19 protein-coding genes are annotated in these 23,799 nt (G+C 61.6%); 11 read left to right on the top strand and 8 right to left on the bottom strand.

All coding sequences use genetic code 11. The features are described 5' to 3' along the window. Nucleotides 1-285 precede the first annotated feature (285 nt). Both AEYBE204_RS25765 and AEYBE204_RS25760 read left to right on the top strand, forming a co-directional pair. Complete coding sequence (locus tag AEYBE204_RS25765) at nt 286-3,267, top strand: TonB-dependent receptor domain-containing protein (protein ID WP_155908264.1); 2,982 nt, start codon at nt 286-288, stop codon at nt 3,265-3,267. Between the two features lie 108 nt (nt 3,268-3,375). Next, a complete protein-coding gene (locus tag AEYBE204_RS25760; RefSeq protein WP_023461309.1) occupies nt 3,376-6,687 on the top strand; it encodes a PAS-domain containing protein in 3,312 nt (1,103 codons plus the stop codon). Here AEYBE204_RS25760 and AEYBE204_RS25755 read toward each other — a convergent pair. Together AEYBE204_RS25755 and acs are read right to left on the bottom strand one after the other, a co-directional pair. Then, the gene (locus AEYBE204_RS25755; RefSeq protein ID WP_031229963.1) at nt 6,684-7,295 is read right to left on the bottom strand and encodes a response regulator transcription factor; all 612 of its coding nucleotides are present in this window, start codon (nt 7,293-7,295) and stop codon (nt 6,684-6,686) included. The two genes, AEYBE204_RS25760 and AEYBE204_RS25755, sit on opposite strands and share 4 nt — an antisense overlap. Nucleotides 7,296-7,406: 111 nt before the next feature. Continuing rightward, the gene (gene acs, locus AEYBE204_RS25750; protein ID WP_023461307.1) at nt 7,407-9,350 is read right to left on the bottom strand and encodes an acetate--CoA ligase; all 1,944 of its coding nucleotides are present in this window, start codon (nt 9,348-9,350) and stop codon (nt 7,407-7,409) included. A 167-nt stretch (nt 9,351-9,517) separates the two neighbouring features. Here acs and AEYBE204_RS25745 point away from each other — a divergent pair, with 167 nt between their 5' ends. The 5 genes from AEYBE204_RS25745 to rutA all read left to right on the top strand — a co-directional run bounded on the left by AEYBE204_RS25745 (nt 9,518) and on the right by rutA (nt 13,942). After that, nucleotides 9,518-10,798 carry a NupC/NupG family nucleoside CNT transporter gene (locus AEYBE204_RS25745; protein WP_023461306.1) on the top strand — a complete coding sequence of 427 codons (1,281 nt, stop codon included), beginning with the start codon at nt 9,518-9,520 and terminating at the stop codon, nt 10,796-10,798. Between the two features lie 99 nt (nt 10,799-10,897). After that, nucleotides 10,898-11,596, top strand: coding sequence for a pyrimidine utilization protein B (rutB, locus tag AEYBE204_RS25740; RefSeq protein WP_023461305.1), 699 nt, complete (start codon nt 10,898-10,900; stop codon nt 11,594-11,596). Nucleotides 11,597-11,666: 70 nt separating this feature from the next. Beyond that, nucleotides 11,667-12,053: a pyrimidine utilization protein C gene (rutC, locus tag AEYBE204_RS25735; protein WP_023461304.1), complete on the top strand. Its 387-nt coding sequence runs from the start codon at nt 11,667-11,669 to the stop codon at nt 12,051-12,053. Further along, the gene (rutD, locus tag AEYBE204_RS25730; protein ID WP_023461303.1) at nt 12,040-12,870 is read left to right on the top strand and encodes a pyrimidine utilization protein D; all 831 of its coding nucleotides are present in this window, start codon (nt 12,040-12,042) and stop codon (nt 12,868-12,870) included. The genes rutC and rutD overlap by 14 nt, the downstream gene beginning before the upstream one ends. 1 nt (nt 12,871) lies before the next feature. After that, nucleotides 12,872-13,942 (top strand): pyrimidine utilization protein A, encoded by a 1,071-nt coding sequence (rutA, locus tag AEYBE204_RS25725; protein ID WP_023461302.1) that lies wholly within the window; start codon nt 12,872-12,874, stop codon nt 13,940-13,942. Here the strand turns inward: rutA and AEYBE204_RS25720 are convergent. After that, complete coding sequence (locus tag AEYBE204_RS25720; RefSeq protein ID WP_023461301.1) at nt 13,932-15,179, bottom strand: NAD(P)/FAD-dependent oxidoreductase; 1,248 nt, start codon at nt 15,177-15,179, stop codon at nt 13,932-13,934. The genes rutA and AEYBE204_RS25720 overlap by 11 nt on opposite strands. Before the next feature lie 83 nt (nt 15,180-15,262). Here AEYBE204_RS25720 and AEYBE204_RS25715 point away from each other — a divergent pair, with 83 nt between their 5' ends. The 3 genes from AEYBE204_RS25715 (at nt 15,263) to AEYBE204_RS25705 (ending at nt 16,906) form a co-directional block, all read left to right on the top strand. Beyond that, nucleotides 15,263-15,682, top strand: coding sequence for a hypothetical protein (locus AEYBE204_RS25715; RefSeq protein WP_023461300.1), 420 nt, complete (start codon nt 15,263-15,265; stop codon nt 15,680-15,682). Between the two features lie 121 nt (nt 15,683-15,803). Then, nucleotides 15,804-16,037, top strand: a complete 234-nt coding sequence (locus tag AEYBE204_RS25710) for an alkylphosphonate utilization protein (protein ID WP_023461299.1) — start codon at nt 15,804-15,806, stop codon at nt 16,035-16,037. A 92-nt stretch (nt 16,038-16,129) separates the two neighbouring features. After that, complete coding sequence (locus AEYBE204_RS25705; RefSeq protein ID WP_023461298.1) at nt 16,130-16,906, top strand: hypothetical protein; 777 nt, start codon at nt 16,130-16,132, stop codon at nt 16,904-16,906. A gap of 61 nt (nt 16,907-16,967) precedes the next feature. Here the strand turns inward: AEYBE204_RS25705 and AEYBE204_RS25700 are convergent, their stop codons facing one another. Further along, nucleotides 16,968-18,458 (bottom strand): catalase, encoded by a 1,491-nt coding sequence (locus tag AEYBE204_RS25700; protein WP_031229955.1) that lies wholly within the window; start codon nt 18,456-18,458, stop codon nt 16,968-16,970. Between the two features lie 235 nt (nt 18,459-18,693). Between AEYBE204_RS25700 and AEYBE204_RS25695 the strand changes: the two genes are divergently transcribed. Further along, nucleotides 18,694-19,602, top strand: coding sequence for a DMT family transporter (locus AEYBE204_RS25695; protein WP_023461296.1), 909 nt, complete (start codon nt 18,694-18,696; stop codon nt 19,600-19,602). Here AEYBE204_RS25695 and hemN read toward each other — a convergent pair. From hemN to AEYBE204_RS40550, 4 genes are all read right to left on the bottom strand, one after another. Continuing rightward, a complete protein-coding gene (gene hemN / locus AEYBE204_RS25690; RefSeq protein ID WP_023461295.1) occupies nt 19,584-20,981 on the bottom strand; it encodes an oxygen-independent coproporphyrinogen III oxidase in 1,398 nt (465 codons plus the stop codon). The genes AEYBE204_RS25695 and hemN overlap by 19 nt on opposite strands. Before the next feature lie 76 nt (nt 20,982-21,057). Continuing rightward, nucleotides 21,058-21,660, bottom strand: coding sequence for a hypothetical protein (locus tag AEYBE204_RS25685; RefSeq protein ID WP_023461294.1), 603 nt, complete (start codon nt 21,658-21,660; stop codon nt 21,058-21,060). A 16-nt stretch (nt 21,661-21,676) separates the two neighbouring features. Beyond that, entirely contained in the window at nt 21,677-22,975 is a 1,299-nt protein-coding gene (locus AEYBE204_RS40555) for a M48 family metallopeptidase (RefSeq protein WP_023461293.1), read from the bottom strand. Then, nucleotides 22,975-23,685 carry a hypothetical protein gene (locus AEYBE204_RS40550; protein WP_023461292.1) on the bottom strand — a complete coding sequence of 237 codons (711 nt, stop codon included), beginning with the start codon at nt 23,683-23,685 and terminating at the stop codon, nt 22,975-22,977. The genes AEYBE204_RS40555 and AEYBE204_RS40550 overlap by 1 nt, the downstream gene beginning before the upstream one ends. Between the last annotated feature and the right edge of the window lie 114 nt (nt 23,686-23,799).

Raw genomic sequence — 23,799 nt, 5'->3', positions numbered from 1 at the left:
ACTTTATAAATTTTGCAATTTTCAGGTATCGAGATACCAATACCTGCGTTATTTTTGACGCTTTCTTAGCGAACGCGTGTTAAATTTGTGACATGTGGAAAGTCTTATCGTAATTTGGCCGTAATTGGGTTTGTGGTTTTTAATTAGTTGAATATAAAACTTTCAGCCAAATGGTTTTTCTGGAAACCGTTTGCTCCCATTTCGGCCCGTTCAGATATCGCCGGCTCTCCGCCGGCAGGGGATATAAAAGGTCTGACGTGCTTTAGTTCATTACCGGAGGGTACCTTGAAACGACAAAATCTATTGCTCGCTTCTACGATGTTCATGAGCCTGGCGGCCTTCGCGGTTTCCGCGTCGGCACAACAGGCCACGACCACGGAAAAGGAAGCGACTGAGGCCAAAAAAGAAGAGAAGATCGAAGAAGTCGTCGTCACGGGTTCGCGCCTGCGTCGCGCCGAATTCACCTCGGCCTCTCCGGTTCAGATCATCACGTCGGAACGCAGCACCCTGGTCGGCCTCTCCGACACCACCAAGGTGCTCCAGGGTTCGACGATCGCCGCCACGGCGTCGCAGATCGACAACTCCTACACCGGCTTCCTCGTCACCGGCGGTCCGGGCTCGAACACCATCTCGCTGCGCGGTCTGGGTTCCAACCGCACCCTCGTCCTGCTGAACGGCCGTCGCGTCGGTCCGGCGGGCGTCGGTGGCCGCATCGGGCCGACGGACCTGAACTCGATCCCGAACTCGGTGATCGACCGTACCGAAATCCTGACCGACGGCGCTTCGTCGATCTACGGTTCGGACGCCATCGCCGGCGTCGTCAACATCATCACCAAGAAGAACTATTCGGGCGGCAACGCCACGGCGTTCGTCAGCCTTCCGGAAGAAAGCGGCGGTGAAACCCGCAGCTTCAACATTTCGCAGGGCTTCACGACGGACCGTTTCTACGGCGCCATCGCGGCTGACTACTACAAGCAAAGCGCCCTGCGCTACAGCGATCGCGAAAGCTTCGCCTGCCCGCAGGACCGCTTCACCGACGCCAACACCGGCGCTCGCCTCGACCTGACCTACCCGGACGGTAGCTACAAGTGTACGCTGGGCTTCTTCTCGGGCGCCATGACCGCGACCGGTACGGGCCGTCGTTACGTCTATAAGGACGGCGCTGTCGCCGGCGGCGGCTACCTGGCCGACGACCTGGCCGGTCTGCACCGCGTCAACGCGACCTACACCTCGGCTCAGAGCGCCAACTGGCTGGCCCTGACCCGTGCGTCGCGCGCTGAAAACCCGACCGAAGATCCGCGTTGGCTGTCCAAGACCCTGATTTCGCCGGTCGAGCGCAAGTCGATCAGCTTCTTCGGCGGCTACGACCTGACGGGTAACACCGAAGTTTACTTCGAGTACCAGTTCAACAACCGTACCTCGCGTCAGGACAGCTGGCGTCAGCTGTTCCCGACGGTCGCGATCGGTAACCCGAACAACGTCTTCCGCACGGGCAACCCGAACGGCTATCCGGCCTCGGCCGTGCAGCCCGTCATCATCATCCCGTACAACTCGACTCAGGACATCAACTACCGTCGCGCCGTCGTCGGTATCAAGGGTATCTTCCCGGACTTCGGTACGCTGAAGAACTGGACCTGGGACGTCTACGGTCAATCGTCGCACTCGGTCGGCACCTACGGCATCGACACGGTCTATAACGACCGCGTTCTGGCCACCTCGGCCTATGCCACGGCCTGTAACACGGCCGTTCTGATCTCGGCCACGTCCTGCCCGACCGGCGGCATCGCCTGGACCTCGAAGGACGTTCTGGCCGGCAACTTCACGCAGGCGCAGAAGGACTTCCTGTTCTTCACCGAATACGGCAAGACGACCTACCGTCAACAGTATGTCGAAGCTGACTTCTCGGGTGACCTGTTCGAACTGCCCGCCGGCACCGTCGGCGCGACCGTCGGTTTCATGTACCGCAAGGAGTCGATCAACGACACCCCGGGTACCGAAGCTCAGCGCGGCAACTACTGGGGTCTGTCGACCGCCGTCATCACCAAGGGTGAAGACACGATCAAGGAAGCCTTCTACGAACTGGGTATCCCGGTCCTGAAGGGTCTGCCGTTCGTCGACAGCCTGACCGTCGGTGTTTCGGGCCGTTACTCGGACTACGACTCCTACGGCGCCAGCGACACCTACAAGGTCTCGGCCAACTGGGTCATCAACAGCGCCTGGCGTCTGCGCGCCTCGCAAGGCAACTCGTTCCGCGCTCCGGCCCTGTACGAACTGTTCCTCGGCGACCTGCTCAGCTTCTCGGCTCAGACGGCCATCGATCCCTGCTACCAGTGGGGTACGAAGACCGACGCGGCTCTGCGCGCCAACTGCGCCGCTCAGGGCATCCCTGACACCTACACCTCGTCCAACCCGACGACCGGTACGGGTTACTCGTCCGCCTCGGTTTACGCCGGCGGTGGTGCGGGCATCCTGCAAGCCGAAACCTCGGACAACCGTACGGTCGGCCTGATCTTCACGCCGTCGTCGGTCAAGGTCCAGGTCGCGGTCGACTTCTTCGAAACGAAGATCAACAACCAGGTCGCTCAGTTCGGCGTCGCCAACATCCTGAACGCCTGCTATACCTCGCCGAACCTGTCTTCGCCGTTCTGTACGCTGTTCAAGCGTGACCTGACGCCGGGCAGCTCGACGATCTACATGATCCAGCAAGTTGACAACAACTACGTCAACATTGCCGAGCAGTTCATGCGTGGCTTCGATCTGAAGATCTACTACGACCACACCTTCGGTCCGGTGAAGATGCGTATCGAAAACCAGTCGTCGTTCATCCGCAAGTGGACGCAGATCCTTCTGCCGGGCGCCGCGCCTCAGGACAACCTGACCTTCGGGGTCGGTTCGCCGGAAGTCGTGTCGAACAACAACATCCGCTTCGACTACAAGGACTACACCCTCAACTGGAACACCAGCATGGTGGGCGCGTCCTCGATGCGTGAATGGTACGGTACGGACTGCTACACGGGCGCTCTGCTCGGCTATACCGCAGCGAACTACTGCTACGATATGCACACCGAGTTCTACGCCAACCACACGATCAGCCTGCGTAAGCGCTTCGACAAGTGGTCGGTTACGGGTACCATCCGTAACATCACCAACGAGTCGGCTCCGTCCATCACGTCGGGCACCGCCACGCGCGTTGGTAACGCGGCTCTGACCAGCCAGTACGACTTCCTGGGCCGTACGTTCACCCTGAACGTTTCGCGCTCCTGGTAATCGCTACCCGAACGATCCTCACGGATAGTTCGAACGGAAACCCCCGGCTTTTCAGCCGGGGGTTTTTGCTTGTAAGGTGGGCGCAAGCATAAAAAGGAAAATGGGCGCTTGAACGGCTTTATTCTGTTGCTGGCGGCGGCGATCTATGTCGCAAGCCTGTTCGCCGTCGGCACCTGGGCCGAACGCCGCACCACACGCGGAACGCCTTTGCCGTTTCGCTTGCCCGCCTATGCGCTGGCCTTGGGCGTCTATTGCACCAGTTGGACCTTTTACGGCGCGGTGGGCTCGGCTGCCGGGCAGGGCTGGAGCTTCGCCCCCATCTATCTGGGGCCGATTCTGGTCTGGCTGTTTGCCTCGAAATTCCTGTCGAAGCTGATCGCCGCGGTTCAGGCCGAAGGCGCCACGTCCATTTCCGATTTTATTGGGGCGCGTTTTGGCAAGAGCCGGGGCGTGGCGGCGCTGGTGACGCTGCTGGCCCTGTTCGGCACCATCCCCTACTTGGCGCTGCAACTAAGGTCGGTCGGCACCAGTTTCGCACAGGTCGCGGGTGGAGATACGGTCTGGCCCATGACCCTTACCGCCGGGGCGCTGGGGCTATTCGCCATATTGTTTGGGACGCGGCATTATGTGGCGTCGAGCCGTAACGCCGGTGTGCTCTATGTCGTCGCGGCGGAATCGCTGGTTAAGATTCTGGCGCTGGTCGCAGTGGCCGGATTCGCCGTCCTCGCCTTCAATGCCGCGCCGCCGGAGGTGCGCAATCTGGGTTTGGCGCGTTTTTCGGCGCGCTTCGATCCCGTTCAGATCGATCTCGACTTCGTCATCATCACGCTGGTGTCGATGGCCGCCATCGTCTGCCTGCCGCGTCAGTTCTATACGGGCGTCATCGGCGCCGATCGTCCCGAAGACGCGAAGCGGGCGCGGGGTCCGTTCGTCGGTTATTTGCTGGCGACCCTGCTCGTCATACCGCCGATTACGCTGGCCGGGTTGACGCTTTTGCCGTCGCAGGTGTCGCATGATCTGTTCGTCCTGAACCTGCCCTATGGCGCCGGGGTCCACTGGCTGACGCTTCTGGTGTTCATCGGCGGGTTTTCGGCGGCGACCGGCATGGCGCTGGTCGAAACCATCGCCCTGTCGACCATGATTTCCAACGACCTGATCGCACCGTTTCTGTTGCGTCACCGGACCATGTCGAGCGCCGCCGACTTCGGTCGTCTGATGCTGTGGGTCAGGCGGATTTCCATCGGCGGGGTGATGGGGGCGGCCCTGACCTACGCCCTGTGGGTGCCGCCGACGCGACAACTGGCCTTTATAGGCCTGATCGCCTTTGCCGCCATCGCGCAGTTCACGCCCGCTTTGCTGCTGGCGGTGCGCGGCAAGGTGCGCGACGCCACCGCCATTCAGGCGGGTTTGCTCGCCGGTCTTGTCGTCTGGTTCTACACCCTGTTTTTCCCCACCATTGCGCCGGAACCCTGGCTATCGGCGCTGGGGAACGGTCCTTTGGATCCTTTGGGTTTGTTCGGTTTCAAGGGTATCGATCCCTTGACCCACGGCGTGATCGTGTCGCTGGGGGCCAATGGGCTGGCGTGGTTCGTCGCGCTGGCGATCGGGCGCAAGGGGCCGTTGCCGGGGTTCCGTCTTATGCCCGTGGTACGCGAAGGGACGGTGCAAAATCTGGGGCAACTGACCACCCTGACAGCGCGGTTTGCCGGGCAGGACGCGGTAAGCGAAGCTTTCGGGGCGATCAATACCAGTGCAAGCGTGGACCGATCGTCGGCACGGCGGGCAGAACGCCTGATTGCAGGTGTGGTCGGCGCCCCCTCGGCGCACGCCATCGTCTCGTCGGCCCTGTCCGGGACGACGATCAGCGTCGAGGACGTGGCGCGTCTGCTCGACCAGTCCGGCCAGAGCCTGCAATTTTCAAAAGGACTTCTGGCGGCGACGTTGGAAAACATCGACCCCGGCGTCAGTGTGATCGATCAGAACCTGCGGCTGGTGGCGTGGAACAGCCGCTATCTGGATCTGTTTCAATATCCGCCGCAGATGATCCGCGTCGGCGCGCCGGTCTCGGATTTGATCCGCTACAATGCCGAGCGCGGCGAATGCGGACCGGGCGAGGTCGAAAACCACGTGGCGCGACGTCTGGAACACATGCGAAGGGGCGCGCGTCACAGTTTCGAGCGCCGCCGCGCCGACGGCAAGGTCATCAAGACGGTGGGCGGACCCATGCCGGGTGGTGGCTATGTCATGTGTTTCACCGACATTACCACCGAAGCGGCGGCACTGACGGGGCTCGAAAATGCGCGGCTGGAACTGGAAAGCCGCGTCGAACAACGCACGGCGGAGCTTCGATCCGTGAATGCCGCCCTGGCGCGAGCGACCGAGGAAAAGACGCGCTTTCTCGCCGCCGCCAGCCATGACCTGTTGCAACCGTTGCACGCGGCGCGACTGTTTACGGCAGCTTTGTCGGAAGACGTCAAAGGCGAAGGGCTGGCTCTGCTTGGCAATGTCGAGCGCGCCATCGATGCGGCGGATGCATTGTTGCGGTCTTTGCTCGATATATCGAAGCTGGACGCCGGTGGGATTACGCCCAAACCGACACGATTCGATCTAACGACGCTGTTACAGGACCTTGAGGTGATCTTTCGGCCTTTGGCGGCGGAAAAAGGTATTGCCCTGCGTCTGACCGGCCCGGCGGTGTGGGTGGAATCCGACCGCAACCTGCTGCGCTCGATCCTGCAAAACTTCGTCTCCAACGCCGTGCGCTATACGGCGCGCGGCGGCGTGCTGGTGGCGGTGCGACCGCGTGGGAATGCTGTACGGATCGAGGTTTACGACACAGGTTGCGGCATTGCGGACGAAGATTACGAACGCATTTTCCGCGAATTCGAGCGGCTGGGCACCAGCGGCGAGGCGGGGATAGGTCTGGGGTTGGCCATCGTCGAGCGCACGGCGCGCGTGCTCGACTTGCCGGTCGATGTGCGCTCGCATCTGGGCCGGGGCAGCCGGTTCGCAGTGACCTTGCCGATGGCTGTATTTGAACCCGCCGTCCCTGTACAGACGATGCGCAAGGCCGAAATGGCGCGGACGATTCTGATCGTCGATGACGAACCGGCGGTGCGTGAGGCTATGGCGGCATTGTTGGTGCGCTGGCGTTGCGCTGTCCGTATGGCCGGTGATCCCGATGCGGCGATAGCTGAGGCGCAGGGTATAGACGGGGCGCTGATCGACTATAATCTGAGCGAAGGGGCCGACGGCCTGTCGCTGATCGCCCGGTTGAGGGCCGCGTGCCCGGACCTGCGGGTCGCGCTGGTCACCGCCGATCATGGGCCTGAAACAGCAAGCGCCTGCGCCGCGGCGGGCGTGCCGCTGTTCTATAAGCCGCTCGATCCGAAGGTGCTGAAAGACTGGCTGGGCGTTTAAATTGCCCCGCCGATACCCAGCGCCCGCGCCGCCAGCACGGCCTGGGTTCGATTCTGCACATCCAGCTTGCGCATGATGGCGGTCATATGCGCCTTGACGGTGGCTTCGGAAATATTGAGGTCGAAGGCGATCTGCTTGTTCAATCGCCCGGCCAGCACCCCCAGCAGAACGCGCAACTGCGTCGGTGTCAGGTCGGCGACCTTGGCCGCAACGGCATCGACTTCCTGATCGTCGGGTGCGGTCTCGACCCGGCGGCCCTCCAGCGCGTCGTTGATCGCCGTCTGCATGAAGGGCAGGGGCTGGTCCTTGCCGATAAAGCCCACCGCGCCGAAGCGCCGGGCCTGATGCGCCGCCTGTTCGGCCTCGGCGGCGGAGACGACCAGTATCGGCACGTCGGGGGCTTCGGCGTGAATCAGGGCGACGCCGGAAAAGCCTTCGGCACCCGGCATTTTCAGGTCGAGCAGGATCAGTTCGAGATTTGACGCCGATTTGACCGCTTCAAGCGCTGTCGCCAGCGTTCCGGCTTCTAATATGTCGGCGTCCGGACGCACCTTGCGCGTTGCCAGAGTCAGGGCCTGACGAAACAGCGGGTGGTCGTCGGCGACCAGAATGGATGCGGGGCTGGACAGAAAAACCTCCGTCGCGCCCTTTTTATTGACGAAAGCGCTGACGAGCGTTTGTACCCGTCAGCGCTCTCCCTTCGCAAGCACTATCTGATGTCAGGCCGGTTGCAGGGCGCGATCCCGGACCAGCGCCTCGACCACCGACGGATCGGCAAGCGTTGAGGTGTCGCCCAGACTGTGGATTTCGCCCTCGGCGATTTTGCGCAGGATGCGGCGCATGATCTTGCCTGAGCGCGTCTTGGGCAGGCCCGGCGCGAAGTGGATGACGTCCGGCGTGGCGATAGGGCCGATTTCGTGGCGCACCCACTGGATCAGGGCCTTGCGCAGAGCTTCGGACGGCACTTCGTTGGCGTTGAGCGTCACATAGGCGTAGATGCCCTGACCCTTGATGTCGTGTGGCATCCCGACCACAGCGGCTTCGGCGACGGTCTCATGGGCGACCAGCGCGCTTTCGACCTCGGCGGTACCCATGCGGTGACCGGAGACATTGATGACGTCATCGACTCGACCGGTAATCCAGTAATAGCCGTCGGCGTCGCGCCGGGCACCGTCGCCGGTGAAATACTTGCCCGGATAGCTGGCGAAATAGGTCTGGAAGAAGCGCTCATGATCGCCCCAGACCGTGCGCATTTGCCCCGGCCAGCTTTTGGCGATGGCCAGAATCCCCTCGGCCTGACCGGTCAGAACGCGCCCGTCATTGTCGAGGATTTCCGGGAATACGCCGAACAGGGGCTTGGTGGCCGAACCGGGTTTGAGCGCCGTCGCACCGGGCAGGGGCGAGATCAGGTGGCCGCCGGTTTCGGTCTGCCACCAGGTGTCGACGATGGGGCATTTCCCCTTACCCACCACGCGGTTGTACCACTCCCAGGCTTCGGGATTGATCGGTTCACCGACAGAGCCCAGCAGGCGCAGGGACGACAGGTCGCAGCGATCGACCCACGCTTCGCCTTCGCGCATCAGGGCGCGAATGGCGGTGGGCGCGGTGTAGAAGGTGGTCACCTTGAACTGATCGACGACCTGCCAGAAGCGCGAATGGTCGGGATAGTTCGGCACGCCCTCGAACATGACCGAGGTCGCGCCATTGGCTAGCGGCCCGTAGACGACGTAGGAGTGGCCGGTGACCCAGCCGACATCGGCGGTACACCAATAGACGTCGCCGGGCTTATGATCGAAGACATAGGCGTGGGTCATCGAGGCCCACAGGAGATAGCCGCCGGAGGTGTGCAGCACGCCTTTGGGCTTGCCGGTCGAACCGGACGTATAGAGGATGAACAACGGATCCTCGGCGCTCATCGGCTCCGCCGGGCAATCGGTCGAAGCTTGGGCGGCCAGAGCGTGATACCAGAAATCCCGACCCGCCGTCATCGGGACGGTATTGCCGGTGCGTTGAACGACGATGACGCGGGTGACCGTGTGGCTCAGCGCCAGCGCGGCATCGACATTGGCTTTCAGCGGCACGGCCTTGCCGCCACGCAGGCCTTCATCGGCGGTAATGACGATGCTCGAATCGCAGTCGGTCAGACGCCCCGCAAGCGCTTCGGGTGAAAAGCCGCCGAAGACGACCGAGTGGATCGCCCCGATGCGTGCACAGGCCAGCAGGGCCATCGCCGCTTCGGGTATCATCGGCATATAGATGGTGACACGGTCGCCCTTGCGCACGCCCTGATCTTTGAGAACATTGGCGAATTTACACACCTCGACGTGCAGTTCGTGGTAGGTGATGGTGCGGTGTTCGGACGGATCGTCGCCGGCCCACAGGATCGCCGGCTGATCGCCACGCGTCGCCAGATGCCGGTCGAGGCAGTTGGCGGCGACGTTGAGCACGCCGTCCTCGAACCAGTTGATGCCGAAATCGGCTTCGTGAAACGACGAATTGTCCGTTTGCGTCGGGGCCTTGATCCAGTCGAGGCGCTGCGCCTGCTCAAGCCAGAAGGCGTGGGAGTCGGTTTTTGAGCGCGCATACATCGTCTCATAGGCGTCAGCGCTGATGACGGCGGTGTCGCGCCAGTTGGCCGGTACCGGATAGACGGTCTCGCTCATGATAGTCCTCACTGTTGTATTTATGGGTACTGAGACTAATCGACGCGCGGTACGGCACGCATCCCCGACCAAAGTCGAAGCGCATTTCACCGTTACAGGTGCAACCGATTGACGGGTTTGCGCATCGGTGTTTAGCTGCGTCTTTGCCCGTTGTTTCCGAGTCCTTTATGGCCGCTTCTGCTTCCGCTACCGTCATCCCCGCCCTGTCGTCTGTTCCGATGATGAACACCAACTGGGCCATCGGCATCGGCGGGATCGTCGCCCTGCTGGCCATCGCCTTGCTGCTGTCGACCGACCGTAAATCGATCCGCCTGCGCATGGTCGCCTGTGCGTTTGCGCTTCAGGTGTTGATCGGGGTGCTGGTCCTGCACACAAGCTGGGGCAAGGCCGGGGTGCAGGGCATGGCTCATGGCGTCGAAGCCCTGATGAGCTATTCCAAGGGCGCGATCGACATGTTGTTCGGCGGGCTGACCAATGTGCCGGGCGGGGCCGGGTTCGCGATCAATGTGTTGCCGGTTATCGTCTTCTTCGCGGCGCTGGCCTCGGTGCTATATTACCTTAAAATCATGCAGTTGATCATCAAGGTGATCGGCGGGGGCTTGGGCTTCATCATCGGCATCAGCCGCGTCGAGGCGCTGGCGGCGGCGGCCAATGTGCTGGTCGGGCAATCGGAGTCGCCGCTGGTCGTGCGGCCCTATCTGGCCGGGCTGACCAAGGCGCAGTTGTTTGCCATCATGGCCTCAGGCATGGCCGGTGTGGCGGGGACGATTCTCGCCGCCTACGCTCAAATCGGAATCAAGATCGACTATCTACTGGCGGCCAGCTTCATGTCGGCCCCCGGCGGTTTGCTGATGGCCAAGCTGATCATCCCCGACCCCAAGGGTGTTCCGGTCCATTCGCCCGTGCCGATCATGGAAGATGCCGATCACCACCCCAAAAGCCTGCTCGGGGCCATTTCCGACGGGGTGCAGGACGGCCTGAAGATCGCCGTCTCGGTCGGCGGCATGATTCTGGCCTTCGTCGCCCTGATCGCGTTGCTCAACGGCATCATCGGCGGCATAGCTGGCCTGTTCGGCTATCCCGACCTGACCCTGCAAGGGATGCTGGGTTTTGTGCTGGCCCCGATCATGTTCCTGATCAATATTCCGTGGAACGAAGCGGTGACGGCGGGCGGCCTGTTCGGTGAAAAGCTGATCATGAACGAGTTCGTTGCCTATATCCACCTGATGAACGAGGGCGGGCAGTTGTCGCCGCGTTCGACCGCTATCATGAGCTTCGCTTTGTGCGGATTTGCCAATCTGTCGTCGATTGCGATTCAACTGGCCGTCATCGGCGGTCTGGCGCCCAATCAGCGCGACATGATCGTCAAGATCGGTCCGAGGGCGCTGGCGGCAGCGACTCTGGCCAATCTGATGAACGCGGCAATTGCGGGATTGTTGATCGGGTAAAGGTTTCAGACCTGTCGTCATATTTTTGTTGCACATGCAATAAATGCCTGATTACCTCTTGTTTTAACCGCCTTGTTTGTGTGGAAGAGGGGGTCGGCGATGAGCGTATCCAGCACCGAATTTGAACTGCCCGCGCGGCCGGAGGCCATGCGTTTCAAGGCTGAAGAGACGGCGGTGATCGTCATCGACATGCAGAACGCCTATGCCAGCTTAGGCGGCTATGTCGATCTGGCCGGGTTCGATATTTCGGGCGCGCAGTCCACCATCGAAAACATCGCGAAGACCCTGACCGCTGCGCGCCAGTCCGGCATTCAGGTCGTCTATCTGCAAAACGGCTGGGACCCGGACTATGTCGAGGCCGGGACGCCGCTGTCGCCCAACTATCATAAGTCCAATGCGCTCAAGACGATGCGCCGCAATCCTAACCTGAAAGGGCAATTGCTGGCGCGCGGGACGTGGGACTACGACATCGTCGAGGCCCTGACCCCGCAGGACGGCGATATCCGGGTGCATAAGCCGCGCTATTCGGCCTTTTTCAATTCGCAACTCGATTCGATTCTGCGGGCGCGCGGTATCCGCAACCTGATCTTCGTCGGGATCGCCACCAATGTCTGCGTGGAATCGACCCTGCGCGACGGCTTTCACCTCGAATATTTCGGCGTGATGCTGGAGGACGCGACGCATCAGCTCGGCCCCGATTTTATCCAGAAGGCCACGGTCTATAACGTCGAAACCTTCTTCGGCTGGGTGGCCAGCGTGGACGATTTCTGCAACGCGATCAAAGACATAAATCCATAACTTTATAGTCGCGCAATTGATTCCGAAAACCGGTTCCCACTTTTCGGATTGCGCTTAGGAGGCAAGCACCATGCCCAAGGAAGCGATTAACCCGCCCGGATTCCCGAAACCGCTGGCACCCTATTCGTCGGGCACCAAGGCCGCCGGCGTGGTCTATGTATCGGGCACCCTGGCCATCGATCCCGACGGTTCGATCCATGCCCCCGGTGACGCCACGGCCCAGACGCGGCACATCCTTGAGACGATCAAGACAGTCGTCGAGACCGGCGGCGGCACGATGGACGACATCACCTTCAACCACATCTTCCTGACCGACTGGGCGCATTACGCGGCGATGAACGCGGTCTACGCCGAATATTTCCCTGGCGAAAAGCCCGCGCGTTTCTGCATCCAATGCGGTCTGGTCAAGCCGGGTCTTGTCGTCGAAATTGCCAGCGTTGCCCATGTTGGCAAGTGAGGTAAAACCTTTCCCCGAAGCCGAAACGGTCACGATCTCCGGTCTGGCCGTCAAGCTCTATGGCCGCAAGGCGGGTATCCCCGTCATTCTGTCGCCGGGGCTGGGCGGCCACGGGGCCTACTGGTCGCCGCAGGTCGAGGCCCTGTGCGAGAAGTTCCGCGTCATCCTCTACGACCATCGCGGCACGGGCGGCAGTGATCGCGACGAACTGTCGGTGTCCTATCACGCGCGCCACATGGCCGATGATATCGCGCTGATCCTCGAAGGCCTTGACTACGAAGCCGCGCACATCGTCGGCCATGCCGCAGGGGCGGTGGCGGGCCTGCAACTGGCGCTCGATCACCCGCAGAAGGTGCTGAGCCTGACGTGCGTCAACGGCTGGGCCGTCGCTGAGCCGCATTTCAAACGCTGCTTCGAAATCCGCACGGCGATCTACAAAAGCGGTGGCGCGGAGGCCTACCTGAAGGCGCAACCGCTGTTCCTCTTCCCGGCGGAATGGATCAACGACCATTTGGAGGAACTGGATGCTCAGGCCGCGCACCACGCGCCGGGGTTCCAGAGTGAGGCCAATCTGCTCGCCCGCATCGAGGCCTTGCGCGACTTCGATATCCGCGACCGGCTGGAAGACATCACCTGTCCGGTCATGGTTATCGGAACGCTCGACGATATGCTGGTGCCGGTGCGCTCCTCGGCCTTCCTCGCCGAAGGTCTGCCGAACGCGCAATGCCGGATCGTCGGCTGGGGCGGCCACGCGGTCAATGTCACCGTGCCGGACGAATTCAACGACATACTGACGACTTTTTTGAAGGGGATATAAAATGGAAATCGGCGTCTTCATTCCTATCGGCAATAATGGCTGGCTGATTTCCGAGAACTCGCCACAATACATGCCGAGCTTCGATCTCAACAAGGAGATCGTGCTCAAGGCCGAGGGCTACGGCCTCGACTTCGCCCTGAGCATGATCAAGCTGCGCGGTTTCGGCGGCAAGACGCAGTTCTGGGAGCACAATCTCGAAAGCTTCACCCTGATGGCCGGTCTGGCGGCGGTGACGTCTAAGATCAAGATTTTCGCCACGGCTGCGACCCTGACCATCCCCCCGGCGATCGTGGCGCGCATGGCGTCCACCATCGATTCTATTTCGCACGGGCGCTTCGGCATCAACCTCGTCACCGGCTGGCAAAAGGCCGAATACGACCAGATGGGCCTGTGGCCGGGCGAAGAGCACTACGTCAAGCGCTACGACATGCTGACCGAATATGCACAGATCCTGCGCGACCTGTTCGATACGGGCGTGTCGAATTTCAAGGGGCAGTATTTCGAGATGACCGACTGCCGCGTCAGCCCGAAGCCGCAGGTCGCGCCCAAGATCATCTGCGCAGGCTCGTCCGACGACGGTCTGGCTTTCTCCGCGCAATATGCGGATTACGCCTTCTGTCTCGGCGTCGGGGTCAACACGCCCAAGGCCTTCGAGAAAAACAATATCCGCCTCAAGGCCGCTACCGACAAGACCGGTCGCGACGTCAAGACCTTCGTCCTGATGATGGTCATCGCCGACGAGACCGATGCCGCCGCCGAGGCCAAGTGGCAGTCCTATCGCGATGGCGTGGACGAAGACGCGGTCAAGTGGCTCAAGGCCCAGTCGGCGCCCAATGCCGTCAACAAGACGACCAATGTCGTGCAGTTGTCCGACACGGTGTCGGCGGTGAACATCAACATGGGGACGCTGGTCGGCTCCTATGCCAAGATCGCCGCCATGCTCGACGAAATGGCCGAGGTCGAGGGCACCGGCGGCGTGCTGCTGACCTTCGACGACTTCCTCAAGGGCATGGACGATTTCGGTCAGAAGATCCAGCCATTGATGAAAACGCGCAAGCACATCACGGCTTAAGCCGGTATCTCGGATGCCAGTGTCCGGGGTCGAGGTGGCGGAATAGGCCGGTCTTGACCCCGGCAAGCGTCCGCAACATCTCCTCGCGCATCCACGGCATCCGGCACATCAGACCGAAGCTGCGGTCGCGTACCCACGGCGCAAGCTTTTGATCCGACTGAAAGAAGGGCGTCATCCAGCGGCTGGCGATCTGATAAAAGGTGAGGTGGGCCTTTCGGGCGCGACTATAGGTGGCGATGGCCTCGTCGATGCCGGGTTCACGCGACAGGGCCTCGCTGAGGATCAGGGCGTCGCACAGGCCGAGATTGGCGCCTTGCCCCAGTTGCGGGCTGATCGGATGGGCGGCGTCGCCGGTAAAGATCAGCCGTCCGGCGTGCCAGCGTTTCATGACGCGGTGTCCGTATTCGGCGAACGTCAGCTGGTCAAAGGCTGTAAACTGTTCGGCAAAGGGCCTCATTAGCGGCCAGTAGCGCGCCACGCCGTCCTGCCACGCGGAAAGACCCGCGGCGCGCACGACGGCGTGGTCGCGCGCGGGCAGGCTCCAGAAAAAGGCCATGTGCGGACGCGGATCGGTCGGGGTCTGCCCCAGCGGCAGGGTGCCGATCATGACCCGCGCCGCGTCGTAGCGTTGCAATAGCTGATCTGTGCTGAAGCCCTCAAGGTCGTGGACCACACCCCACAGCGCCGCATAGGGGTAGGGCGTGTCGTGGGACACCGCCCCGTGACGCAGGGCCAGTTTCGACTGCCGTCCACTGGCGTCGACGATCAGGTCGAAGGGGCCCGCGTCCCGACCATCTGCCATGTGCAACGACAGCTTGCCGTCGGCGTGGGTGCGTGTCTTTATGGCGTCGCAGCCGGTATGGATCGGCACGTTCAGACCCTGAACGTGGTTGTACAGCACCTGAAACAGGCTGGCGCGGTGCGTGCCGAGCCCGAACAGGTGCGGTGCCAGCCAGCGGTAATCAAGTTTGTAGATAACCGTGCCGCGCTGGGTCTCGCCATAGAGCCGGTGAACGGGCGAGCTCAGGGCAATGAGCTTTTCGTCGAGCCCCAGTCGCGCCAGAACCGCCAGCCCGGTCGGTTGCAGCAGGAGCCCGGCCCCCAGCGGACGCGGCGCGTCGAAGCGCTCGAACAGATCGACCGCGTGTCCGGCGGCCTTCAGAAACCCCGCCAGAGCCAGCCCGGTCGTGCCGGCCCCGACTATGGCGATTTTATAAATGGGCGATAAGAGCGGCATAACGCTAAAAGTTTATATGTATTAATGTGGCGTCTGCGTCGAGCATGACGCACCCTTGTCTGCATATCAACCGGGAACGTCTGATGATCCGCACTTGCCTGTCCGTTCTACCGTTTGCGGCTATCCTCGCCGTGGCGGCCTGTTCCTCGAAAGAAGAGGCCGCACCGCCGACCAAGGCGGAGGCCTCGATGTCGAGCGAGGTATCGGCCAGCGCGTCTTCGGCCGCCGATGTGGCCAGCGATTATGTAGGCCGCTGGACGGGCCCGGAAGGCACCTCGCTCGAGGTCACGGCGCGCGAACACGACTATGTTGTGTCGATCACCAATCTCGATGGCCCGAAGGAATTTACCGGTACCGTGGTCGGCAACGGCATCCAGATCGAACGCGACGGGCAGAAGTTCCTCATCCAGCACAGCAATGGCGCTCAGACCGGCATGAAGTGGCTGGCCGACAAGCGCGACTGCGTGACCGTGACCACCGGCGAAGGCTATTGCCGCGATTAAAGCGCATTGGCTGCGCCGAACTCCGTTTCGGATAAAATGCGCGCAGAATAAAACCCATATGACTATTGTGGTTTTTAAGCCGATCGGTTAGGCAGCGTTCCTGATTACAAGGAGCGCTGTCATGGCCGACGAAGACGACATCATCGTAAAGGACTCAAACGGCACGCGCCTGTCCGACGGCGACAGCGTGACTCTGATCAAGGATCTAAAGGTCAAGGGATCGGGCGGCGTGACGTTGAAGCGCGGCACCCTGATCAAGAATATCCGCCTGACCCACGACGAAGACGAGATCGAGTGCAATCATGAAAAGGTGCGCGGTCTGGTTTTACGGACGGAGTTCGTGAAAAAAGCCTGATTTTCACCGCCGCTTTATGAAAGCCAGCGGTGAACACGATCCGTTTTACAGGTAGCTGAGCGTAGGTTTGTCCTGATAGAGAGGACACCCTTATGGCCCTGACCGCACATCCTTCATCCCCGGAAACCCGCAGTATCGTGCCCTTTGCCGGGACCGAACTACTGCTCCTGTCTATCGCTCAGATCGTCGCCTCTCAGGCACCGGAATGGTTCGGCATAGGTCGCAACGTCGCCGAACAATCGGCGGCGACCTCTCATCCGCTGGTGCCGCTGGGACCGGCCTTCGCCATCTGGGGCGTCATCTACCTCTACGGCATCGTCAGCGGCGTGTGGGCGATGCGCCATTACAGCAGCGTCGCCCTGAAAGCCGCAGGCTGGCATCTGGCCCTGATCTGGCTGATGAACGCGGTCTGGTCGGTGTGGGTGCCCGTAAGTGGCATCGATTGGGTCAGTTTTGTCATCATCGCCATCTCGGTCATATCGGGCATAACCGGCCTTGTGAAGCTTAACGGCCTGACACTGACCAAAGCTGAAAAAGGCTTCATCGTCGCGCCGCTGGCGCTGGTCACCGGCTGGGTGACGGCGGCGATGGTCGTCAACTTCACCTCCGCCCTGGTCGCCGCCAACGCCGTCGTTGATCCGCGTGAGGTGATGGTGTCGACAGGCTTCCTGCTTGGTCTGATCGCCTTGGGCGGTACTCTGGTCTATACGGCACGCAGTGCCATCTATGCCGTACCGCTGGTCTGGGCGCTGGGCTGGATCGCCGCCGCCAATGTCACGCGGCAGAACGAACCGCTGATGGCGTTTACGGCGGTTATCGGGATCGGCTTGCTGCTGGTCATGACGGTCGTCGTAAAGCGCCGTGCCTGAAAAAAGACCCCCTGCGGTTCCGGCGCAGGGGGCAAGTGGTGGCTTATAACCGCAAAGAACCTTAGCGATTGGCTTCGGCGGCTGAACCCTTAGCCGCTTCCAGCGCCGCTCGGATGCCGTTGCCATAGGCCGTGTCGATGCGGTCGAAATGCCCCAAAGCCCGCTCGACGATAAAGTCCGGCACCCCGGCCATCGAGGCGGCGATATTGCCGTAGAGACGCGCTTTTTGCTCTTCCGTGAACAGGGCATGGAGGGCGCGAGGTTGGACGTAATCGTCGTTGCCCTCGCGGTGATTGTAGCGATCCGCGTCGCCGGAAATCAGGAGCGGTGGTTCGCGGTATTCCGGCGCTTCGGTCGGCCCGCCGAAGCTGTTGGGCTCGTAATAGGCGTCCGGGTTCGACTGGAAATTGTCGAAGAAGCGCATCGATCCGTCGCGGTGATAGTGGTTCACCGGGCATTTCGGCGCATTGACCGGCAGGGCTTCGTAATGCGTCCCCAGACGGTAGCGGTGGGCGTCGGCATAGGCAAACAAACGCGCCTGCAAGACCTTGTCCGGCGAGAAACCGATACCGGGGACGATGTTCGACGGTGAAAAAGCGGCCTGTTCGATCTCCGCGAAATAGTTGGACGCATTGCGGTTCAGTTCGATGAACCCGACGTCGATCAGCGGATAATCGCCGTGCGGCCACACCTTGGTCAGGTCGAACGGATTATAGGATGTCGTGTCGGCATCTCTTTCCGGCATAATCTGCACCTTGACGTCCCAGCGCGGGAAGTTTCCGGTCTCGATCGTGCCGAACAGGGCTTCCTGATAGGATTCGCGCGTTTGACCGATCACGGCTGAGGACTCAGCATTGGTCAGGTGTTTGTGGCCCTGCTGGGTCTTGAAGTGGAACTTGACCCAGAAGCGCTCACCGTCGGCATTGAGGAAGCTGTAGGTATGCGAACCGTAGCCGTTCATGTGCATCGGATCGGTCGGGATGCCGCGATCGGACATAAGGATGGTCACCTGATGCAGGGCTTCGGGGCTCAGCGACCAGAAATCCCAGGCGGCGGTCGAGGAACGCAGATTGGTGCGCGGGTGACGTTTCTGCGTGTGGATGAAGTCCGGGAATTTCAGCGGGTCACGGATGAAGAAGACCGGCGTATTGTTGCCGACCAGATCCCAGTTACCCTCGCTCGTATAGAATTTCAGCGCGAAACCGCGCACGTCGCGTTCGGCATCGGCAGCACCCATCTCCCCGGCGACGGTCGAAAACCGCAGCAGGAGCGGGGTCTGCGAACCCGGCTCGAAGACCCTGGCGCGGGTGAATTTCGAGATGTCGTGGGTGACGGTCAGAGTACCGAACGCGCCCCAGCCCTTGGCGTGGACGACGCGTTCGGGGATACGCTCGCGGTTCTGATGGGCCAGCTTTTCAATGAGCTGCCAGTCCTGCATCAGCAGCGGGCCGCGCGGTCCCGCCGACAGGCTGTTCTGATTATCTGCGACCGGCGCTCCGGCGGTGGTGGTCATCATGGTGCCGTGCATGGCAGGACATCTGGCGTCGCTCATCTTGATCTCTCCTCAGGTGTGAGACGACTATGGCGACAGCGTCCGTATAAATAAAATAGATAGTTCTTGGGTTTTGGATAAGCAAAATTTGTTTCATGCTGCTGACGGAAGCTGGCAGGATTCATGCGCACGATGGCTGTTCCGCCGCTGGACATCGCTGGTCTATCGGCGCAAGAAACGGCAAGCGCTTGTCCCACTCGTACGGTAAAAGCGTGGCTCAATACGGATTCAAACCATGTCTGCCGCCAGTCTGTTTCGCCTTCTGTCACTTGCCGCCATTTGGGGTGGGTCGTTCCTGTTCATGCGGCTGAGCGTCCCCGCGCTGGGACCGGTGTGGCTGATTATCCTGCGCGTACTGCTGGCGGGTCTGTTCCTGACGGGGGTCGGCTTGGTTCTTCGCAAGGCCTTGCAGATCAAAGGTTTTTACAAATATTTCCTGATCCTCGGCCTGTTCAATTCCGCCGTGCCATTCCTGCTGTTCGCCTTTGCGGCGCAAACCCTGTCGGCGTCGCTTCTGTCGATCCTCAACTCGATGGCCCCGCTGTTCGGCGTGCTGATCTCGTCGCTGTGGACGCGTAGCCTGCCGACGGTGAAGACCATGATCGGCATGGTGTTAGGGCTCGGTGGGGTAGCGGTGCTGGTAGGCCTCGATGCCGCGCATCTGAATGCCCAAAGCCTGATCGCTATCGGTGCTGGCATGACGGCGGCCCTGTGCTACGCTATCGCCTCGGTCTATGCACGACAGGCCAAGCGTACACCCGATCCGCTATCGAACGCGCACGGTGGTATGTGGGCCTCGGTGCTGCTCATCGCACCGTTCATGCCGTTCTTCGCGCCTCAGGCCGCGCAACTGGCCACCGTGACGCCGGTCATGGTCGCGGCGGTGCTGGCGCTCGGCATCGTGTGCAGCGGCATCGCCTACATGATTTATTTCAAGCTGGTCGCCGATATCGGCGCGGCGCAGGCCCTGACGGTCACCTTTCTGGTGCCGGTGTTCGGGACGTTGTGGGGCTATCTGTTCCTGCACGAAGGCGTCGGCTGGTCCACCCTGATCGGCGGGGCGCTGATACTGTATGGCACGGCGCTGGTGGTCAATTTCTCACCCTCAGTACTTCTGAAGAGGCGTCAAGCGACCCTGGAATAGCGGTTCTGTGCGTCCGACTGCCGGGCATAGGCGTCGAACGCGCAGGCGACATTGCGCACCAGCATCTTCAGCGGCGAGTGGAAACTCACGACGCGATCGGTCACGCTGACGATCCCGGCCTCAGTGAAGTCGGCCAGCCCCGCGATATCGGCGTCGAGATAGTCGGCGGCATAGCCGTGCCGCGCCAGAATGGCCGGAATATCAGCGCGGAAATAGCACATCAGGTCGTTGATCACCGCCTTGCGCAATTTATCGTCGGTCTGATAGGCCCAGCCGCGCACGATCGGTAAAAGACCTTCGGCGATACGGTTCTGATAGGTGGTCGATTGCGGAATGTTCTGAAAAATCCCGCCCTCAAGCTCGCCGATCGACGACGCCCCGAAGCCCAGCAGGTCGTCGTTAGCCAAGGTCGAATAGCCCATGAAATTGCGGCGCATCGTTCCGGCCTCATAGGCGCGGGACAGTTCATCGTCGGGCTTGGCGAAGTGGTCGATGCCGATGGCGCGATAGCCGTGCGCCTCGAAAAACGCTGTCAGGGCGAGGAACATCTGCACCTTGTCGTCTGTGTCCGGCAGGGTAGCCGTGTCGATCAGGCTCTGGTGTTTCTTGACCCACGGCACGTGGGCGTAGGAAAAGGCCGAAATGCGTGCCGGATCGAGATCGGCGACGTGCGCCAGCGTCCGTTGCAGGCTCTCAAAGCTCTGACCCGGCAATCCATAGACCAGATCGAGCCCGATGGCAGTCAGGCCGTTGTCGCGCAGCATCCGCATCACCGAGCGGATCAGCTCGATGGGCTGGACGCGATTGATCAGCTGCTGGACCACCGGGTCGGTGTCCTGAAGCCCTAACGAGACGCGGTTGAACCCCAACGCCGCATAGGTCTTCACCTTGCTCAGAGTGACCCGGCGGGGATCGAGTTCGATGGACAGTTCGGCATCGACCGTCAGGTCGAAACGGCTGTGCAGGGCCTCCATGATGCGTCCCAGATCGCCGGGTGTCAGCATGGAGGGCGAGCCGCCGCCGAAATGAACGCTATGAACCTGAGGGCGGAAGGTTAGCCGATCCGCGACCATGCCGATCTCTGCGATCAGGCTGTCAACGTAGCTGGCGACCGGGTCGTAACGCTTCGTCGCCCGCGTATTGCAACCGCAGAAATGGCACATCTGCTCGCAGAAGGGGATGTGCAGATAGAGCGCAATCGAGCGCCCCGACGTCATCTGGCGCAATCCGTCCGCATAGGTGTCCGCCGTCATTGCACCGAAATGATGGGCCGATGGATACGAGGTATAGCGCGGCGCTTCGCGGCCCAGAAAGCGGGCGATATCGTGATCTTGCCAGCTTTTGTGGGGCCAACTTTTGTGAATGACAGAGGCGGGCATGGCGGGTTCCTTTACGCGATACCCGCCGCTTTTACGCCGATTTATCCCTCCGGTTTATGTGGTCATTCGCCGCAGGTTAGGGCAGCTTGGCGCTGTCCATCGTCGAGATCGCGTCTTTCAGGCTCGCGTCGTAATAGTGTTCCGCCGGGGCAATATAGACGATATAATAGCCGAGCCCGCCCTTTGACGCTGCCTGTGCGACGCCCTTGACGTTCAGGCCTTCCGACGTCTTGGCGGTCAGTTCGAAGCGCACGGCGCGCGTTCCGTTGAGGTCGACGGGCTTCGGCGCCGAGGTTTCGATCTTCTGGTATTCCAGAGTCGACAGCGAGGTCGTCACGAACTCGATCTGCTCCTGAAACGACATATTCGCCTTGCCGCGCGGGGCGGGGGCGTTCTTATTGTCGCCCTTGGTTGGGCTGACCATCAAAGGATCGGCGGCGCTCAGGCCCTCGGAGACGAACAGGCGGTTAAGCCCCGGCGCGTCGATGCTGAGCACCTTTACCTTCTTGGCGCGCAGGTAATAGAGATTCGATACGTCCGACCAGTCGCGGCTGAGGTGGACGCTGTAGCCGGTGCCGACGGTCAGCGCGCCTTTCGGGGCGAGCGTCGGGCCGCCGCAGGCGACGAGCAGAGCGGCGGTAAGAGCCACGAGGCCGGTATATTTGACAAGTTTACGCATAAATTTCCCCCTTGAATTAGTTCGTTGCCGCGGCAGGCGCGACGGGATCGGCCTTTAAGCCCTTGAGTTGGTCTTCGACCATCCAGGCGTCTTCGGCGGACGGATTGGCTTTCAGATAGGCCTCGAACGCAGCGATGGCATCGGCCTTACGGCCCATCCGGCGATAGACTTCGCCGAGCTGGCGCTGGGTCGCGGCGGGTGCATCGGCAAAGGTCGCCGCGCGCGTATAGGCGTTGGCGGCGGCCAGCAAATCCTGCGAGCCGAGATTGTCCTTGGCACGCAGACGGTAGGCCTCGCCGGCATAGAAGCTGAGCAAGCCCTGATCCTGTTCGTCGAGGCTGAGGCGCGAAATGACGAACAGGGTCTGGCCGTAATCCTGACGGCGCAGATCGTCTTTCAGCCAGCCCGCCAGATAAGGCCTGATCTTGTCGCGATAGGCGACACGCTTGGCCTTTTGTTCGTCCTCGGTATCGGGCGACTTGTCGAGGCCATCGGCCTGCTGGCTGAGAGCGGCGACGCGCTCGGCCTCCAGCGGGTGACTGCCGAAAACGTTGATGCGGCCACCGCGGCGGCGGGTCTTCTCGAAGTCCGAGGCGGCGGTTTCATCGATCACGAACGCCCAGATGCGCACCCCGGCGTGGGGGTCGTAGCCGGATTTGAAGGCATATTCGTCGCCCAGTCGGTCGGCCTCGTTTTCATTCTCGCGCGAATAGGCGAAGAAGGCCGCGATCGAACCGAGATAGACCGCGTCGATCAGCCCGCCGGTAATATTGGAAATGTCCCGCGCCGCGGAATAGGTACCGGCATTGGCCGCTGCCCCGGCGCCGATGACGCCGATAACCAGACTGGCCGCGGCGGCGGCGTTCTGGTTCGACTTGACGGTCTCGAACGTCTTGATCGAGTGGCTGCGGCGATAGTGCGCAAATTCGTGGCCCAGCACGAAGGCCAGTTCGTCCTCGGTCTGGGCGCGCAGCAGCAGGCCGGTCCATACCTCGGTATAACCGTTGGGGGCCATCGAGGCGTTGAAGAAGGGCCGGTCCATGACATAGAGGCGAAGATCGCCGGTATGCTCCCCGGCCACCCGGGTCAGCACGCTCTGAACATAGGCATTGAGCGCCGCGTCGTGGTTGCGTTCGCCCGATGTCCGCGCGCTGCGTTCGGTCTTGGCGGTTTCTTCCCAGATGGAAAATTCCAGCGTCCCGGCGACGGGTTTCTGACCCGGCGTGCGGTCGGCCAGATAGGCCTTGTCGGCGGCGTAGGCCGGGGCCGACGCCATGACCAGCGCCATCGCCGACGCTGTGAGCGCGCGCATCATCACAGCGGCAGGTCCTTGAACAGGGTGGCGACCGCCGTCGTCGCACCCTCGGCCTCGCGGATATCGGTACCTGACGCTACGCCGTTGAATTCGTACCACACGACCTGACCGGTGCGCAGATCGACCAGCGTTGCCTGAAGGGTCTGGCCGCCGAACTGCATCGGTCCGCCCAGCATGGCCATGCCGATGTTCATCGCGGCCTTGGCCGAACTCTGATAACTGCCCTTGCCGCGCAGGAAGAGGGCGTAGTGCGGAGCGGCTTCGGCGGCGGTACCCGGCGGGATCAGGCTCTGCACGCCCGCGCCCAATGTCCAGTCGAAGGTCGTCTTGGTCGGCAGCTTGTACATACTGACGTCCTGCATGGCCATGCCGAGCAGGACTTCGTCGTTCAGCTTGAGGATTTGCAGCGCGCGCGGATCTTCCCAGGTGTCGGCATTGACCTCGGTGACCGTGTATTTTTTCCCTTTGAGCACCGTGGTCATGGCGGCGGCCAGATGGCCCTGCGAGGCCTTCGACCAGTCGGCCTTGGGTTCGGTGATGCCGCCCATGGTCAGGAGGCCCAGGCTGATTTCCGGTGTGACGACGATGATGCTCGCCCCTTCGGCAGGCTTCTCGATCGGCACGAAGGTCTTGAGTTTCTGCGCCTGAACCGGCTGCCCGGCGACGGACAGGCCGATAGCGATGGCCGCGATGGCCAGCCATTTTTTCATGATTTCCCCCCCAGGGTTTTAGTATGTATCGCGCCCGTAACGGGCGATGGCCGGACGTTAATTCAAACCCGGCGGAACTGCAAGGGGTGCCGCCGGGGAAATTAGGTTCAAATT

This window comes from Asticcacaulis sp. YBE204, assembly GCF_000495855.1.
Classification (GTDB): Bacteria; Pseudomonadota; Alphaproteobacteria; order Caulobacterales; family Caulobacteraceae; genus Asticcacaulis.
Note: the sequence above shows the minus strand (reverse complement) of the source record. Positions and strands in the feature narration are given on the sequence as shown.

Bases quoted from the DNA above. Each gene is read 5' to 3' on its own strand.
- AEYBE204_RS40555 (WP_023461293.1), bottom strand. From the start codon at position 22,975: ATGATGCGCGCGCTCACAGCGTCGGCGATGGCGCTGGTCATGGCGTCG.
- rutB (WP_023461305.1), top strand. From the start codon at position 10,898: ATGAGCGTATCCAGCACCGAATTTGAACTGCCCGCGCGGCCGGAGGCC.
- AEYBE204_RS25745 (WP_023461306.1), top strand. From the start codon at position 9,518: ATGGCCGCTTCTGCTTCCGCTACCGTCATCCCCGCCCTGTCGTCTGTT.
- rutC (WP_023461304.1), top strand. From the start codon at position 11,667: ATGCCCAAGGAAGCGATTAACCCGCCCGGATTCCCGAAACCGCTGGCA.
- AEYBE204_RS25720 (WP_023461301.1), bottom strand. From the start codon at position 15,179: ATGCCGCTCTTATCGCCCATTTATAAAATCGCCATAGTCGGGGCCGGC.
- AEYBE204_RS25700 (WP_031229955.1), bottom strand. From the start codon at position 18,458: ATGAGCGACGCCAGATGTCCTGCCATGCACGGCACCATGATGACCACC.
- hemN (WP_023461295.1), bottom strand. From the start codon at position 20,981: ATGCCCGCCTCTGTCATTCACAAAAGTTGGCCCCACAAAAGCTGGCAA.
- rutA (WP_023461302.1), top strand. From the start codon at position 12,872: ATGGAAATCGGCGTCTTCATTCCTATCGGCAATAATGGCTGGCTGATT.
- AEYBE204_RS40550 (WP_023461292.1), bottom strand. From the start codon at position 23,685: ATGAAAAAATGGCTGGCCATCGCGGCCATCGCTATCGGCCTGTCCGTC.
- AEYBE204_RS25695 (WP_023461296.1), top strand. From the start codon at position 18,694: ATGTCTGCCGCCAGTCTGTTTCGCCTTCTGTCACTTGCCGCCATTTGG.
- AEYBE204_RS25705 (WP_023461298.1), top strand. From the start codon at position 16,130: ATGGCCCTGACCGCACATCCTTCATCCCCGGAAACCCGCAGTATCGTG.
- acs (WP_023461307.1), bottom strand. From the start codon at position 9,350: ATGAGCGAGACCGTCTATCCGGTACCGGCCAACTGGCGCGACACCGCC.
- AEYBE204_RS25715 (WP_023461300.1), top strand. From the start codon at position 15,263: ATGATCCGCACTTGCCTGTCCGTTCTACCGTTTGCGGCTATCCTCGCC.
- rutD (WP_023461303.1), top strand. From the start codon at position 12,040: ATGTTGGCAAGTGAGGTAAAACCTTTCCCCGAAGCCGAAACGGTCACG.
- AEYBE204_RS25710 (WP_023461299.1), top strand. From the start codon at position 15,804: ATGGCCGACGAAGACGACATCATCGTAAAGGACTCAAACGGCACGCGC.
- AEYBE204_RS25685 (WP_023461294.1), bottom strand. From the start codon at position 21,660: ATGCGTAAACTTGTCAAATATACCGGCCTCGTGGCTCTTACCGCCGCT.